Origin of the sequence: Labrys sp. KB_33_2 (assembly GCF_052114505.1) — a bacterium.
Classification (GTDB): domain Bacteria; phylum Pseudomonadota; class Alphaproteobacteria; order Rhizobiales; family Labraceae; genus Labrys.
On record NZ_JBFREW010000022.1, the window covers coordinates 54,941 to 69,874 of the forward strand.

The 14,934-nt window shown below is 63.3% G+C and carries 14 protein-coding genes and 1 other RNA gene; 4 read left to right on the forward strand and 11 right to left on the reverse strand.

The genetic code is table 11. The annotated features are described in order from the left end of the window. Nucleotides 1–145: 145 nt before the first annotated feature. The 4 genes from AB4037_RS30070 to rsmH form a co-directional block, all read right to left on the reverse strand. Complete coding sequence (locus AB4037_RS30070; protein WP_441774001.1) at nucleotides 146–1,597, reverse strand: UDP-N-acetylmuramoyl-L-alanyl-D-glutamate--2,6-diaminopimelate ligase; 1,452 nt, start codon at nucleotides 1,595–1,597, stop codon at nucleotides 146–148. A gap of 154 nt (nucleotides 1,598–1,751) precedes the next feature. Beyond that, nucleotides 1,752–3,557: a peptidoglycan D,D-transpeptidase FtsI family protein gene (locus tag AB4037_RS30075; RefSeq protein ID WP_441774002.1), complete on the reverse strand. Its 1,806-nt coding sequence runs from the start codon at nucleotides 3,555–3,557 to the stop codon at nucleotides 1,752–1,754. 11 nt (nucleotides 3,558–3,568) lie between these two features. Further along, nucleotides 3,569–3,925 carry a cell division protein FtsL gene (gene ftsL / locus AB4037_RS30080; protein WP_434955733.1) on the reverse strand — a complete coding sequence of 119 codons (357 nt, stop codon included), beginning with the start codon at nucleotides 3,923–3,925 and terminating at the stop codon, nucleotides 3,569–3,571. Next, the gene (gene rsmH, locus AB4037_RS30085; RefSeq protein WP_441774003.1) at nucleotides 3,922–4,959 is read right to left on the reverse strand and encodes a 16S rRNA (cytosine(1402)-N(4))-methyltransferase RsmH; all 1,038 of its coding nucleotides are present in this window, start codon (nucleotides 4,957–4,959) and stop codon (nucleotides 3,922–3,924) included. Before rsmH ends, ftsL begins: the two co-directional genes overlap by 4 nt. Before the next feature lie 250 nt (nucleotides 4,960–5,209). Here rsmH and AB4037_RS30090 point away from each other — a divergent pair, with 250 nt between their 5' ends. Then, entirely contained in the window at nucleotides 5,210–6,244 is a 1,035-nt protein-coding gene (locus AB4037_RS30090; protein WP_441774004.1) for a DUF4424 family protein, read from the forward strand. Nucleotides 6,245–6,276: 32 nt separating this feature from the next. Here the strand turns inward: AB4037_RS30090 and AB4037_RS30095 are convergent, their stop codons facing one another. The 7 genes from AB4037_RS30095 to AB4037_RS30125 all read right to left on the reverse strand — a co-directional run bounded on the left by AB4037_RS30095 (nucleotide 6,277) and on the right by AB4037_RS30125 (nucleotide 12,362). Beyond that, entirely contained in the window at nucleotides 6,277–7,125 is an 849-nt protein-coding gene (locus tag AB4037_RS30095; protein ID WP_441774005.1) for a transglutaminase-like domain-containing protein, read from the reverse strand. A gap of 146 nt (nucleotides 7,126–7,271) precedes the next feature. Then, nucleotides 7,272–8,801, reverse strand: a complete 1,530-nt coding sequence (locus tag AB4037_RS30100; protein WP_441774006.1) for a PAS domain S-box protein — start codon at nucleotides 8,799–8,801, stop codon at nucleotides 7,272–7,274. A gap of 160 nt (nucleotides 8,802–8,961) precedes the next feature. Next, a complete protein-coding gene (locus AB4037_RS30105) occupies nucleotides 8,962–9,144 on the reverse strand; it encodes a CsbD family protein (protein ID WP_434955728.1) in 183 nt (60 codons plus the stop codon). 185 nt (nucleotides 9,145–9,329) lie between these two features. Beyond that, nucleotides 9,330–9,581: a GlsB/YeaQ/YmgE family stress response membrane protein gene (locus AB4037_RS30110; protein ID WP_434955727.1), complete on the reverse strand. Its 252-nt coding sequence runs from the start codon at nucleotides 9,579–9,581 to the stop codon at nucleotides 9,330–9,332. Between the two features lie 324 nt (nucleotides 9,582–9,905). Beyond that, nucleotides 9,906–10,314, reverse strand: an RNA gene (gene rnpB / locus AB4037_RS30115) — RNase P RNA component class A. Nucleotides 10,315–10,470: 156 nt separating this feature from the next. After that, nucleotides 10,471–11,226 (reverse strand): N-acetylmuramoyl-L-alanine amidase, encoded by a 756-nt coding sequence (locus AB4037_RS30120; RefSeq protein ID WP_441774007.1) that lies wholly within the window; start codon nucleotides 11,224–11,226, stop codon nucleotides 10,471–10,473. 107 nt (nucleotides 11,227–11,333) lie between these two features. After that, entirely contained in the window at nucleotides 11,334–12,362 is a 1,029-nt protein-coding gene (locus AB4037_RS30125) for a CorA family divalent cation transporter (protein WP_434955725.1), read from the reverse strand. A 206-nt stretch (nucleotides 12,363–12,568) separates the two neighbouring features. Between AB4037_RS30125 and AB4037_RS30130 the strand changes: the two genes are divergently transcribed. From AB4037_RS30130 to AB4037_RS30140, 3 genes are all read left to right on the forward strand, one after another. Then, nucleotides 12,569–13,276 (forward strand): B3/B4 domain-containing protein, encoded by a 708-nt coding sequence (locus AB4037_RS30130; RefSeq protein ID WP_441774008.1) that lies wholly within the window; start codon nucleotides 12,569–12,571, stop codon nucleotides 13,274–13,276. Between the two features lie 229 nt (nucleotides 13,277–13,505). Next, on the forward strand, nucleotides 13,506–14,039 hold the full coding sequence (locus AB4037_RS30135) for a GNAT family N-acetyltransferase (protein ID WP_441774009.1): 534 nt from the start codon (nucleotides 13,506–13,508) through the stop codon (nucleotides 14,037–14,039). Between the two features lie 27 nt (nucleotides 14,040–14,066). Continuing rightward, the gene (locus AB4037_RS30140; protein WP_441774010.1) at nucleotides 14,067–14,885 is read left to right on the forward strand and encodes an aminoglycoside N(3)-acetyltransferase; all 819 of its coding nucleotides are present in this window, start codon (nucleotides 14,067–14,069) and stop codon (nucleotides 14,883–14,885) included. The last annotated feature ends 49 nt before the right edge of the window (nucleotides 14,886–14,934 follow it).

Here is a 14,934-nt window from a genome sequence, read left to right on the forward strand (position 1 = left end):
TTTGAAAAAATGCGTCGAAACAATAGAGCAGCCTGCGAAAGGCTTGATTCTTCCTGGAGCGCGGACATCCTGTCCGCTCTTCCTAGCTCGCTAACCGCGGCGTTTCCAAGAGCGGACAGGATGTCCGCGCTCCGAAGGATGGCCATCACCCGGCCCTCGCGGCGATCGCCTCGCGGGCGACATCGTGATCGGAGAAGGGGAGCACCGTCTTGCCGACGATCTGGCCTGGTTCGTGTCCCTTGCCGGCGATCAGCAGCACATCCCCGCGCCCCAGCTCCACAATCGCTGTCTCGATCGCCAGGTGCCGGTCACCGATTTCGATCGCGCCTGGCGCTGCCGCCATGATCGCCGCGCGGATCGTGGCGGGATCCTCGCTGCGGGGATTGTCATCTGTGACGATGACCTTGTCGGCCAGCCGAGTGGCGATCTCACCCATGATCGGGCGTTTGCCGGCATCGCGATCGCCGCCGCAGCCGAAGATCACCACCAGCTTGCCCTGCACGAAGGGACGCAAGGCCTCCAGCGCCTTTTCGAGCGCATCGGGCTTATGGGCATAGTCGACGAGCACCGGTGCCCCCTCGACGGTGCCGACAAGGTCGAGGCGTCCCTTGGCACCCTGAAGGTGCTCGAGAGCAGCGAAGACGGCATCCGGCTCCCCGCCGGTCAGGAGGCACAGGCCGGCGGCGACGAGAGCATTCTCCACCTGGAAGCGCCCCGCGAGCGGCAGCCGCACCCGATAGGCCCGGCCCCGATAGTCGAGTTCCAGATGCTGGATGAAGCCTTCGATATCAACCGATTTCAGGCGGATGCCGTCACCCGCCTCGCCGACACCGAGAACATGCAGGCCCTTCCGGCGCGCCGCGGCCAATACGGCGGCGGCCTCGGCATGGTCGGCCGCCACGACCGCCCCGGCGCCATCGGGCAGGAGATCGCGGAACAGCCGCAGCTTCGCCTCGAGATAGGCCTCGAAGCTCGCATGATAGTCGAGATGATCGCGCGACAGATTGGTGAAGCCGCCGGCTGCCAGGCGCACGCCATCAAGCCGGAACTGGTCGAGGCCGTGCGAGGAAGCCTCCATGGCGAGATGGGTGATGCCCCTGCCCGCCAGTTCGTCGATCAGACGGTGCAGCTCGACCGGATCCGGTGTGGTGAGGGATCCATAGGTCTCGCCCCAGGGCGCCACGACGCCGACGGTGCCGATGGACGCCGATTGATACCCTGATATCGCCCAGATCTGGCGAACGAAAGCGGCGACCGAGGTCTTGCCACTGGTACCGGTGACGGCAATGATGGTTGCCGGTTGGCGGTCATAGAAGGCCGCCGCGATCTCGCTCAGCGCCTTGCGGGCATTGCCGACCTTGATCTGGGCGACTGACGCAGGCACGTCGAGCGGGGCTTCGGAGACAACAGCCACCGCACCGGCGGCAATGGCCTGCGGGACATAGGCCGCGCCATCGCTCTTCGTACCGGGAATGGCGACGAAGACGAAACCCGGCTTCACGGCGCGGGAATCGGCGGTGACGCCCGTGACCTCGAGCGCACGGGCATCGGCGGCCAGGGAGCCTTCGGAAACGATGTCGGCGAGGCGTTTGGTCATGAATGTCCTGGTTTTCGACGATTCGGAATCGGCGGCTTTATTAGAGTGCCTAAGAGCAATGGCAATGCAGTTTCAATGGCCGATCGATGCATCCCGGCCATGCATTGCCGCAAACTGCAATGGGCGGGTCGTCGGACCCGCCCATTGGATGATCTTATCGGGCCGCCAGCCAGGCCATGCTCTGGTTCAACTGGTCCCTCGGGGCGTTGAGCGGCGGAACCGGATTGGGAACCTCCATGAAGCGGGGTTTGACGCCGAGGAGCGGGCCGACGCGCTCCAGGATCTTGCCGGTGGTGACGCCGGCGTTCCAGGCAGCCGTGGAATATCCATAGGTCTCGGGCAGGCCCTTGGGCTCGTCGTAGAGAACGGTGATCAGATATTTCGGCTTGTCGAAGGGAAACACCGCCATGAAGGTGGTGAAGTTCAGGTTCTTGTTGTAGCGCCCGCCGATCAGCTTTTCGGCCGTGCCGGTCTTGCCGCCAACCTGATAGCCGAAAATGTCGACCTTCTTGGCCGAGCCATTGGTGGCGTTGAGGCGCATGATGTAGCGCATCACGTCGGAGGTGTGGGGCTTGAGCACCGGCTTGGACAGGGCCAGAGCCTCGTCCTCGTCGCGCTTGATGAAGGTCGGCTTCATCAGATGGCCGCCGTTCATCATTGCGCCAACCGCCATGACGGCCTGCAGGGGTGCAACGGTGATGCCTTGGCCGAAGGCAATGGTGGCGGAGTTCAGAGTGCCCCAGCGACGCGGCAGGATCGGCGCGGCATTTTCGGGCAGCTCCGTCACCAGGCGATCGAGCTGACCCATCTGACGCAGGAAGGCCTGGTGGGCAGGCACGCCCAGGCCGAGCGCCATGCGGATGACGCCGATATTCGACGAATAGGTGAACACCTCCGGCAGGCTCAGCATGCGGCGCTGCGGATGGTAGTCGCGGATGGTCCAACGCCCGATGGTGACGCTGCCGGCCCGGGCATCCAGCATGGAATTGGTGGTGAACCGGCCCGATTCGAGCGCCATGGCCAGGGTCAGCGCCTTGAAGGTCGAACCCATTTCATAGGTGCCGACATTGATACGGTTGATCCTGTTGGGATCGAGGGCATCGGCCGGATTGTTGGGATCGAAGTCCGGCAATGACACCAGTGAGATCATCTCGCCGGTGGTCACGTCCATGATGACGCCGCCCGCTGCCTTGGCCTTGAAATGCTCCATGCCGGCGATGAGCTCGTCACGCATCACCGCCTGGGCGCGCAGATCGATCGAGGTCTGCACCGGCTTCATCGCGTCGGAGGTCGAGGCATAGCCGAGCGCCTGCAGCTCGGAGAGCCCGCGCTTGTTGTCGATGTATTTCTCCAGGCCAGCTATGCCCTGGTTGTCGATGTTCACCGCGCCCAAGACGTGGCTCACCGTCGGCCCGTTGGGGTAGATGCGTTTGTTTTCGTTGATGAAGCCTATGCCGGGCAGGCCGAGCGCATAAATGCGATTGCGCTGTTCTGGCGTGATCTCGCGCTTGAGCCAGATGAAGCCCTTGCCCGAGGCAAGCTTGGTCCTGAGCTCACGTGCGTCGAGCTCGGGCATCTGCGCGGTCAGCAACTCGGTCGCCTCGTCGACGTCGATGATCTTCTTCGGCTCGGCGTAGAGCGAGGGCACCTGCACGTCCGTGGCCAGGATCCGGCCGTTGCGGTCGAGGATATCCGGGCGAGCCGCCGCCAACTGGTCGGCCGCCGAGCGACGTGCGTCATATTGCTGGTCGGGAGCGGTGCCGAACTGGGTGAGCCGCGCCATGATCGCCATATAGATGCAGACGAAGCCCACCACGATCAGCACGATGCGCCCGCCGCTCTTTTCGAGCTTGGAAAGGCGCCGGCGCGGCGTCTTGGCGGGGCTGGCGGCGTCCGAGCTCGTCCCGGCTTCGGGCGCTGATGCGTTGGCCTGGTTGTCCACGATGGTCCCGTCGCTCATGTTCCCCTCACTCATGGGGTCGATCCTGTCACTTGCGGCGCCCCGGCCAGGCCGAGTCCTTCGAGTTTTTCGGCAATCAAATCGCCTTCGCGCGCCTTCTCGGGCAGATCGGTGGCATCGACGGATTGGACGACCTTCATCGGCACGAGGTCGAGATGGCGCTTGGCCAGGGCGCCGATACGGTCGGGCTGACTCATGAAGGCCCATTCGGCTTTGAGTGATTCGATGGCGCGACGTTCGGTCTCGATGGCCCGGCGCAGCTTGGCGACCTTCTCGGCCTGCAAGGTCGATTCATATTTGATCGAGTAGACGCCGATGGCGGAAGCCACCAGCAGACCGACCAGGATGAGATTGAGAATGCGGGTCAACGGCCTCTCCCGGATTGAAGACTCACCTCAGGCAATCCGAGGAAACTGGTGCCGGTGTCACGAGCGGGGGCTTCGCTGCGGATGGCGAAGCGCAGCTTGGCGGAGCGGGCGCGGGGATTGAGCTCGGCTTCCGCCTCGCTCGCAGCCAGCGCTCCCCGATGGGTCTGAACGAAGGTCGGTGGCGGTACCGCCACCACGGGCTGATGGCGCGAACCGCCGGCCTGGCTGCGGGTGCGGTCGGTGAAGAACGCCTTGACGATACGATCTTCGAGCGAATGGAACGTCACCACCACCAGGCGTCCGCCGGGCTTGAGTGCCCGCTCGGCGGCCAGCAGGGCCCGGCCGAGTTCGTCGAGCTCGCCATTGACGGCAATGCGCAGAGCCTGGAAGGCACGCGTCGCCGGATGAATGTCGCCGGGCTTGGAGCGGATCACCCGGCCGCACAGATCCGCCAGTTGCATGGTGGTGAGGAACGGCTCCTTCTGCCGATCGGTGACGATGGCGCGCGCCAGTGCACGCGCGCGGCGCTCCTCGCCCAGCACCTGGAAGATGCGGGCCAGCACCTCCTCGGGAAGCTCGGCCACGAGATCGGCGGCGGTCGGCCCGGCATGCGAGCCTTCACGCGACATGCGCATGTCGAGCGGCCCGTCGCGGCGAAAGGAAAAGCCGCGCTCGGCCTCGTCGAGCTGCATCGAGGAGACCCCGATATCCAGCACCACCCCGTCGACGCCGCCCTCGCCCAGCATGGGCGCGAGCTTGTCGAGATGGGAAAAACGGTCCTCGACCAAAGTGAGGCGTCCCTGCATCTCGGAAACCAGGGCCATGCCGTCGGTGATGGCGTTGCGATCGCGATCGACGGCGAGCACCTGCACATCGGGCGCGGCCGCCAGAACTGCGCGCGTATAGCCCCCTGCCCCGAACGTGCCGTCGATGAAGCGCTCGCCCGCCTTCGGCTCGAGCGCCTTCAGCACCTCGGCGAGCATCACCGGCACATGCCGGGCGGCATCGTTGGCGGGAGCGGAGGAAGCGGACATCGAACTCTCAAAGGCAGGAATTACAGGCGGAAGCGGCCCGCAAATCGGGCAGATTTCTCCTATCCCATTAACGCCCATGAAAGGTTAATGAAGGGTTCGTGGAGACAGCTCCACTCCTTGAAAATTCCGTTACGTCACCACTTCGATAAGAACTCGAGATCCTGCCATTGCTCCCTGCCTCTTTCGCAGTGCCGCAAAGGCGGGCACTATCGGCGCCGAACCGTTTCGACGGTGTGGAGATTCGCAGCCAATGCCCCGACCCGCCAAAGCGCTCTATTGCGCTGCAGCCTTGACCCTCGCCATGCCCGTGACGGGTGCTTCGGCCGAGGAGAGTCTTGCCAATCTCGATGCCGGCGGGCTGGTCATCGAGCCGGCGGACCAGCTCGAATTGAAGGCGGAGGACATCTTCCTCTCGGCCAAGCAGGTCCGGGCTGCCTATCGTTTCCTCAACAAAGCCGGCCAGGACCTGACGCTGACAGTCGCCTTCCCCCTTCCGGAGGTGACCGGCGAAACGGACCTGGATTTAGCCATTCCCAACCCGGCTTCGCCGAACTTCCTCGATGTCCAGGCCAAGGCGGCCGGCAAATCGGTCGAGGCGAGCGTGGAACAACATGCCTTCTTCACGCCGGACGGCGGCAAGGAGAGCGAAATCACCGATCTGCTCAAGAGCCTGAACGTGCCATTGCTGCCCGCCGTCGCCTCCACCGCCGAGGCTCTCAAGCGCTTGAGCAACGAGGACCGTACCAAGCTGAGTACGCCGGGCTATATCGAGCAGGCTGGCGAAAACTGGGTCCCGCTCTGGACCTTGCGCTCCAGGATCGTTCGCCAGCAGGTTTTACCAGCCGGCAAGGAGATCATCCTGCAATACAGCTACACGCCGAGCATCGGTTCGGCGGCCGGCCTCTATTTCGACCGCGCCAACCTGACCGGCGAGTCGTTGACGCAATATCAAAAGAAATATTGCGTCAATGAGGGCTTCCTGCGTGCGGCCGACGGCTTGACCAAGCGCCTGACGGCAGCCAAGCCACAGGCAGGCGAGACCGCGAAGACGCCCAAAACCCGGCAGACCTATTTCGGCTACACCTTCGTCGGCAATGGCCGCTGGTCCGGCCCTGCCGGCCGGTTCGGCCTGGTGATCGACAAGGCCTTTCCCGACAACCTGGTCTCCTTCTGCGCAGAAGGCGCCAAAAAGGTCAGCAGCACCCGCTACGAGCTCAAGCGCAACAATTACGCGCCGGACCGCAATATCGACATCCTGATTCTCGATAAGAACGTCGCACCATAAACGTTTTACAGATCACGATTTTCCGGACGCTGCTACGGTGACAGCCGCCGCTCCGTGGTTGCAGCCGCCTGTTCGTCCGGAACTCGTTCCGTCACAACCTCGAACTTGCTCAGGCTGTGACGGCCGAAGGAACTGATCATCGGGACGTCGGCGGCATCGCGGCCGAAGCCGATGAGGATCCGCCCAATCCGGCGCTGGTTGTGCCGCGGGTCGAAGGTATACCACTCCCCGCCGAGATAGGCCTGGAACCAGGCATTGAAATCCATGGCGGCCGGATCGGGAGGCACCCCGATGTCACCGAGATAACCATTGCAGTAGCGCGCCGGAATGTTGAGGCAACGGCACAGCGCAACCGCCAAATGGGCAAAATCCCGGCACACGCCAACCTTCTGCTCGAAGGCCTGCAAGGCCGAACGCGTCGCGCTGGCGTGCTCGTAGCCAAAGCTCAAATGCGAATGGACGAAGTCCGTGACGGCCTGAACGCGCTGCCAGCCATCGGTTATGTCTCCGAAACGCTCCCAGGCGAAGTCGGACAGGAGATCGGTTTCGCAATAACGGCTGGCATGCAAATAGGTCAGCGTTTCCTTCGGCAGGGCCATGATGGGCAGGATTTTCGCCCTCTCGACCGCCTTATCAGGCTCCCCGCTGTCGCGGATGACGCCGTCGCAGCGCAGATGCAGGAAACCATCTTCGACATGAATGCGCCGGCACAGATTGCCGAAAACGTCGATGTGGGCCTGAGTCGGATGGTTCGACAGGGTGGAGAGATCCTGCTCGCGCACGATGTCGCCGCGCCGTGAGGGGTGAACATCGAGAACGGTGATCAGCGTGGTCGGTTGCGAGAACTGCATCGCAATATCGAAACCGTAGCGGATATGCATCTTGGCTTTCCCATAAACGGCACCGGCCCGCATCCTCATCCCGTTGGGGAGGTGGCGGCATGCCGAGGGGTGCAAGCTAGCGCCGGGAAACCTGCAGCAATAGAAGCCGATACGTCAGCATTGCTAGTGCGGATGCATCAGGTGCTTCAGCTTGAACGGGTGGGCCGGGCTTTTTGCGAAGCGCCGGTGAATCCGCGCTCGCGCGCCCACACCACGGCGGCGGCCCGGCTGTGCACACCGGCCTTGCCATAGATGCGGGCGACGTGGTTGCGCACCGTATTGCGGGTGAGCTTCAACGCCTTGACGATTTGGACATCGGTCAGCCCCTGGCAGAGCAGGCCGAGTACTTCCAACTCCCGCGGGGTCAGGTCGGCCAGCTCCGTGGAGGCCCCGTTCGACGTCCCTCCGCCCCGCAGATTGGCCAGCTTCTCGATTACCGTACGGCTGAACCAGGACGTATCCTGCATCACGGCTTCGATGGCGGACATCAGCTCGACTTCCGATCGCTTGCGTTCGGTAATGTCCTGCAGGACGATCAGGACGCAGTCCTGGCCCTGAATGCCGACGGTCTCGGCCGAGACCAGGCAATCCAGGACTTCCCCATGCCGGCTGCGCAGCTCCAAATCCCGGTTGCGCAAAGCTCCATCGGTCTCGATGTCACGTTCGAGTTGACGCCTAGACCCGCTCGAAGACCAGATCGGTACCAGGGCGATGGGCTTGTCGATCACGTCCTCACGCGCGTAGCCCATGACCACGGCGAAGGCCTCGTTGACATCCAGCACGTGGAAATCTTTGCGGGCCATCACGATGGTCGGCACGGGAGTCATGCGAAAGGCCCGGGCGAAACGCTCTTCGCTCTGCCGCAAGGCCTGTTCGGCCCGCCTGCGCGGCTCCATATCCATGAAGGTGAAGAGCATGCAAGGCTCCTCACCGATCTCGATCGGCTGGCCAGCGACGATGACCAGCTTCGAGTCGCCATCGGCCAGGCGTAAACTTGCCTCGGTCTGTGGAATCGTGCGCCCCTCGCGCAAGGAGGTGATCGCACTCTCCCGGACTCCGGCATTCTCCAACACGTCGATTTCGTAGGTCGAGCGGCCGAGAACCTCCTCGCGCTTGTAGCCGGTCATTTCCAGGAAGCCCTGATTGACCTTCACATAGCGCAGATCCGATATCCGGCAGATGATGGCCGGCGCCGGATTGGCAGCGAAAGTCCGCTCGAAGCGCTCCTCCGCGGTGAAACGCTCGGTCAGATCCTCGATGACCAGCACGTAGGACTCAGGATTACCGGCCGCATCGACGAGAACCAGTCCTCGAAGCTGTTGGATGCAGCGCCACCCCTGTTTCCTTCCGCGCGGCGCCGCTTTGACGACCTCGACGACCAGTTCCTTGAAAACTTCGCCGGCCAGCAGGCGATTCAGAGGGTATTGCTCGGGAGCCAGCGAATGGTTGTTGCGGTATTTCAGCATATAATTCCGCCGATATTCGTCCGGCGTCCTGCCCAACTCCGCCAGTTCTCCCGCATCATGCAGGTCGAGGGCCCTTTCATTGGCCCAGACGATCCCCTCCGCAGGGTCTATCAACAAGATGCCTTCGGCCAGCCCCGCAATGATCTCCTGGAGCTGACGCCGATCCACCTGTCGTCGCAGGATGCTCACATCCGGAACCTCGTTCGCCATGACCTATTCCCACTGCCGGCGAGAGGCGCGGCATGCCATCTCTTACGGACGGAACCATAGTCCGGAACGGTGTGAGGCGAAAGGAACGGCGCTCCACTTCCAGGCGCCGGTAAATGACCGCTTCAATGCGGGGAGCGCCCCTGGACACTCCCCGCTCTCGTCACTTCTTCAATGCGTCGCGCGCCGCATCCTTGGCACCGCCAACGGCACTCTGGACCTTGCCCGCGAGCTTTTCCGCCTTGCCCTCGGCCTGGGTCTTGGCATCGCCCGTCACCTTGCCGACGGCCTCCTTGATAGTGCCTTTGACCTGCTTTGCGGCCCCTCCGACACGATCCTTGTCCATGTCCATTCTCCTGCACTGCCACAGCCGGCGCGCCTGCACCGGACGGCATGCTCTATTGCCGCATGTCGAGCGCAATATCGAAAGACGTCAGGGTATCAGGCGGCCTGATCCATCTGCACCAGAAACGGTCGGGTCAGCTGTCGATAGGACCCGGCCATGAAGGCTCTGGGGACACCATGGTGTTCTCACGCACTGCGAGCAAAGGCTCGCCAGACCAGCAGCACGATGACTGCGCCGACAACAGCGCCGATGAAGCCCGCCTTTTCGCCGATCGTGTACCACCCGATCTGCTGCCCGAGCCAGGTCGCCAGCGCCGCGCCGACCACGCCCAGTATCGTGGTAAGGATGAAGCCGCTGGGATTGTGCTGCCCCGGCGAGAGGAAACGCGCAAGCAGGCCAACGATGAAGCCGATGAGGATGGTCCAGACGATACCCATGATGTTACCCGGTTCGAAGTCCGCGGGAGTTCGCCGGATCGCCACAGAGGCCCATTCCCGAATTCCCCACGATTTCAACTGACTGTCGCGCCTCCCTGAATCGGAATCATATCCGCCGAGAGACTCACTCGGGCGCAATGTGGCGGCGTTCGGTGACAAAAACAAGAACGACTGGCCTGGAACAGCGGTTCTAGAAAAGGCACGAATTGGAGCGCGGAGATCTCAGCGACATGCTTGCATGTCGCGATGTCCGCTCTTGGAGACATCGCGTTTGAAGTCGAAAAGCGGACTGCAAGTCCGCGCACCGCTCATCCGCTGAAAGGCAAGGCTAGCTGGCCTGTAAGCCGGGTTCTGTATGGCCCGCTCGCGCGGACGTGGCGACCATTCATCTGGGGCCACCGTCACCGGTGACCTCAACGCAACCAACCCGGACGACGGCGCGGAAATGCGCCTCGGCGCGTCCGAAGACCGCCGCGGTCGTCCCTATTCGGTCTTGCTCCGGGTGGGGCTTGCCATGCCGCTGCCGTTACCGGCCGCGCGGTGCGCTCTTACCGCACCCTTTCACCCTTACCCCGGCAAGTTCAAAGAAGCCTGCCGAGGCGGTTTACTTTCTGTGGCGCTTTCCCTGAGGTCGCCCCCGCCGGCCATTAACCGGCACCCTATTTCCGTGGAGCCCGGACTTTCCTCCATTCCCAGGTTTGAGCCTGGCAACAGCGGCCGCCCAGCCAGCTAGCCGCGCCTGTGTGACGCCAAGCGCCGGCGGCGTCAACAAAGAAAAACCGGCGCCAACCGATTGGTTGGACGCCGGGAGTTGTGTCTTTGGGAGGAAATGGGAGAACCATTCGCCAATGACCTTAGCGCCGGCAGCGCCGGGGCGCTGTGCGAAAAGTCACACCAGTGCCTGCTTGGCCAGGATGAGGCTGCGCAAGGTTTCAATGGTGGAGGCATCACAGACGCCGTCCACCCTGGCCTGGCGGAAATGGCGCTGGAAGGCCGTCACCACGGCCTCGGTGAGCGCATCATAGACCCCGTTCACCGCGATGCCGTAGCCATAGAGCGAGAACATCGCTTGCAGCGCCTCGATGGGCTGGCCGGCCTCGCCGGCGGAGAAGAAACGCCCGCCCTGAATGGCGGCGGGGCGCACATGGAGGCCGATACCCTCTTGCGCCAGCCCGGCCCAGTCGAAACGCTCACCAGGATCGGTCTTGCGCAGCGGCGCGATGTCCGAATGCCCGAGCACATGGTGCGGCCTGATGCCGTGGCGGTTCACAATATCGCGGCATAGAGCCTTGACCGCCATCATCTGCACAGCCGGAAAATCCCGATAACCCCATTCGTGTCCGGGATTGACGATCTCGATGCCGATGGAGTGGGAGTTGATATCGGTCACGCCCTCCCAGCTCGCCTGGCCGGCATGCCAGGCCCGGCGGGACTCGGGCACCATCTGGATGATCCGTCCGCCCTCGTCGACGAGGTAATGGCAGGAAACCTGCGAAGCCGGATCGGAAAGCCGGGCCAGCGCCAGTTCACCGTCGGGCATGCCGGTATAATGCAGGACGAGCAGAAGTGGCGACGCCGGGTCGAGGCGCTCGCCATGATTGGGCGAGGCAACGGCAAGGTTGGCGAGGGATGTATCAAGCTGCAAGGGCGGTCTTTTCGATACGGCAGATGGAAGGGTCCATCCACGTTGTCGGCCGCTTTCCCAGGCAGACAGGTCTGCCTGGGAAGAGTCGGTCTCGATGCGGACCGGTATTACAACCAGTTGATCCGCTTGAGAACCCATAGCGTGACGATCGAGGTGATCGTGACGAAGGCCACGATGGTCGCGAAAGCCCAGCCCTTGTCGACGCCGGGAATACCACCGACATTCATGCCGAACAGGCCGGCTACCACACTGGGCGGCAGCAGCAGCGCGGCAAGGGCAGCCAGGCGGTTGGAATTGTGCGCGATACGTTCGCCAATCACGGTGGAAAGATCGTCATGCAGGATACTGGTCCGGTCCCGGATCGCGTCGAGATATTCGATGAATCGCATCAGCTTGTCGATCACCTCACGCAAGCGCAGCTTGTCGCGTTCATCCAACCAGGGAGCGTCGTCATGCTCCATGCGGTTGAGCGCATCGCGCTGGGGGGCAAGATAGCGGCGCAGTTGCACCGCGCGCCGCCTGAGTAGCTTCAGGCGCTCACGCACCTCGCCGGCATCGCCCTGGAAGATCAGATCGTCGAGTTCGTCGACCTCCTCGTCCATGGCATCAAGCACCGGCTCGAGGTCGCGAACCAGCTTGTCGCCGATCATCGCCAGGAGATCGCCGGCATGGCTCGGCCCCTTGCCCTTGTGCAGGGCCTTGCGGATATCACGCAGAGCCGTGATGTAATGATCCTTGTCGCGCAGCGAGATCACGCGGTCGCCATCGACCCACAGATGCAGCGGAACCAGATCGATATCGGCGGGCTTTTCCTCGACTTCCTCCGGCGCGGTCGCGCACACGCCACGTAGAATGATCAGCAGACCATCGTCGATTGGCTCGACACGCGGCCGCGACTCTTCTTCGAGGAGGGCATCTGCGACGACAGGATCGAAATCTCCTCTGCCATGGACCCAGTCGGCGGCGGCGGGATGATCGCGCTCCAGATGCAGCCAAAGCACGCCGTCACCGGGCTTCCAGGCCCGGGCCTGCGCCATGTCGAGCTGGCAGCAGCCGCCCCGCCCGTCGAGCAGCAGGGCGAAACGCAATCCGGGTTCGATACCATAGCTCGCAGTCGGCGCGTTGGCGGTTTCCATACGGCCTCACCACAGTCTGAGCAGCCGGGATGCATCCCGGCAGAACCGAAAAGCGCAGCTTGCACAAAAGCTTGCCGAACCGCGCGGATTCACATTATCCGTTCGATCCCTCGTGGCAAGATCAATCAAAAGCATGATGATTCGTTTTGTGACATCATCACCGTCCGATGCCGGCGCCACGCCAAACCGACCAGCGAATGACGCCAATGCAATTGACCATTGCCGAACTCACCGAACGCTTTCCCGACTTCCGTGTGGCCGTCCTCGTGGCCGAAGATCTTGCCGTCACCACGGGACGACCGGGCCATCTCGATGCGGCCATCCTCGCCTCGGAGGCAGCCTGCCGCAGCCAGCATGAAGGTATGGAACTTTCCGCCATTCCGGGCGTCGCGGCCTGGCGCAGCGCCTATAAGGGCTTCGGCATCAAGAAGACCAGCTATCGTTCCTCGGTCGAGCGACTGATCAAGCGCGTGCTGGCGGGCGACAGACTGCCCGCCATCAACAATTTCGTCGATATCTACAACACGATCTCACTGCAGCACGGCTTCTGCATCGGCGCCGACGATCTCGACAAGATCGCCCCGCCCGTCGCCTTCCGCTTCTCGCGCCCCGGCGACAGCTTTCTGGATATGGGCGCGGAGGCAGGCGAGGATCCCAATGATCCGCCCAAGGATGGCGAGGTCGTGCTCGCCGACAGCAGGCATGTGCTGTGCCGCCGATGGAACTGGCGCCAGGACATGCGCTCGGCCATCACGCCGGAAACAAGGCGGGCGCTGGTGACGGTGCAGGCCAATGGCTGGGGTGAACTGGAGGAGGCCGCCAACCATCTCGCCGGTTGGCTCACGGCCGATTGCGGCGCCAGCATCTCGATCGGCTATGCCGACAGGAGCAATCCCACGATCACGCTGGGTTGAGCGGATCGTGCTTTTGCGAGGTGCATTCTCGTCATCTTGCCGTTCTCGAGCCAATGGCCTAGTGTCGGCGCATGAACATAAAGCGCATGACCTGCATGCATCTTGCCACGCACCTCCCTCGGGGCGCGGGAAGAGTATTGCCGTAAGCGCGATACGATCGACCCATGAACCCTGCGAGGCGAGCAGGGTCCATGGAAGCCCAGCTCTCCTCGCGAAAAGGAGAGCGACCATGCCCCCGCCCCCATCCCATCCCCTCGATTCACGGCCTGCACCGCCGGGATTGTCGATACGTGCCACGCGTTTGGAGGATGTCGATGCGATAACCGCACTCGCCAATCTTCCCGGCTACAGGGCCGGCACGCTTCGCCTGCCCTATCAGAGGCCGGAGCTGGCCCGGCGATGGCTGGAAGGGCTCGGTCCGGAGGCCCTCAATCTCGTCGCCGTACTCGAGAGCACCATCGTGGGAAATGCCGGCCTGGAGCGCTACGGCGGCCGGCGGGCCCATGCCGCAGGTCTTGGAATGGGCGTTCATGACGACCATCTCGGCAAGGGTATCGGCACCGCGCTGCTGCGGGAAGTCATCGACGCGGCCGATCATTGGCTGAGGATCGAGCGTCTCGAACTGACGGTCTTTGCCGACAATCTGCAGGCCATACGCCTTTACGAACGGTTCGGCTTCAAGCAGGAGGGGCTCCTGCGCAATTACGCATTCCGGGCCGGTGCGTTCGCGGATGCCCATATGATGGCACGGCTGCGGGGGTGAGCCCTTCGCCCTGTTCCTGAGGAAGTCATGACCGAGGCAAGCATCATCCAGCAAAGCACCATGCCGCGAACGAGGGAAAGCCTTGCTAGCGACCTGCGGCTACTCGGGGTCACGCCCGGCGGAACATTGCTCGTTCATAGCTCCCTCAAGGCGCTCGGCTGGGTCAATGGCGCCGAAACAGCGGTGATCCAGGCGCTTTGCGACGTCATCACCCCCGAGGGCACGCTCCTCATGCCGGCGATGTCGCCGGACCTGACCGATCCTGTCCACTGGGGCGCGCCGCCCATTCCGCAGGCATGGCATGAACCCGTGCGCCAATCGATGCCAGCCTTCGACCCCAAGCGAACACCGGCGCGCGGCATGGGCAGGATCGCCGAATTGTTCCGGACCTGGCCCGGTGTGCTGCGCAGCAACCATCCCACCAGTTCCTTGGCGGCCTGGGGCACACGGGCTGAGACGATCCTTCAAGACCAACCGCTCGAAGACCCCTTCGGCGAGAACTCGCCGCTGGCAAGGCTTTACGATCTCGAAGCCAGGGTGCTTCTACTCGGCGTCAGTTTCGAGAGCTGCACAATCCTGCATCTGGCCGAGCGACGGACCTGGCCGCACCAGACCTTGATACAAGAGGGCGCTCCCCTGATGGTCGATGGCGAGCGCCGCTGGCAGCGCTATGAGACAGCGATCCTGCGTGTCGATCTCCTGGAGGATGCGGGACGCCATCTTGTCGAGACGGGCATCGCCCGTAGCGGCACCATAGGATCGGCACCATCCCATCTCCTGCCTGTCCGCGAAACAGTCGATGCCACCGTTTCGCGCTGGTGCGGCATGAATATACTTAGCGCGTAGGAAACTGGCGCCGGCAACGCGGGTATCCTCGTCCACTCCTGGGAGGATC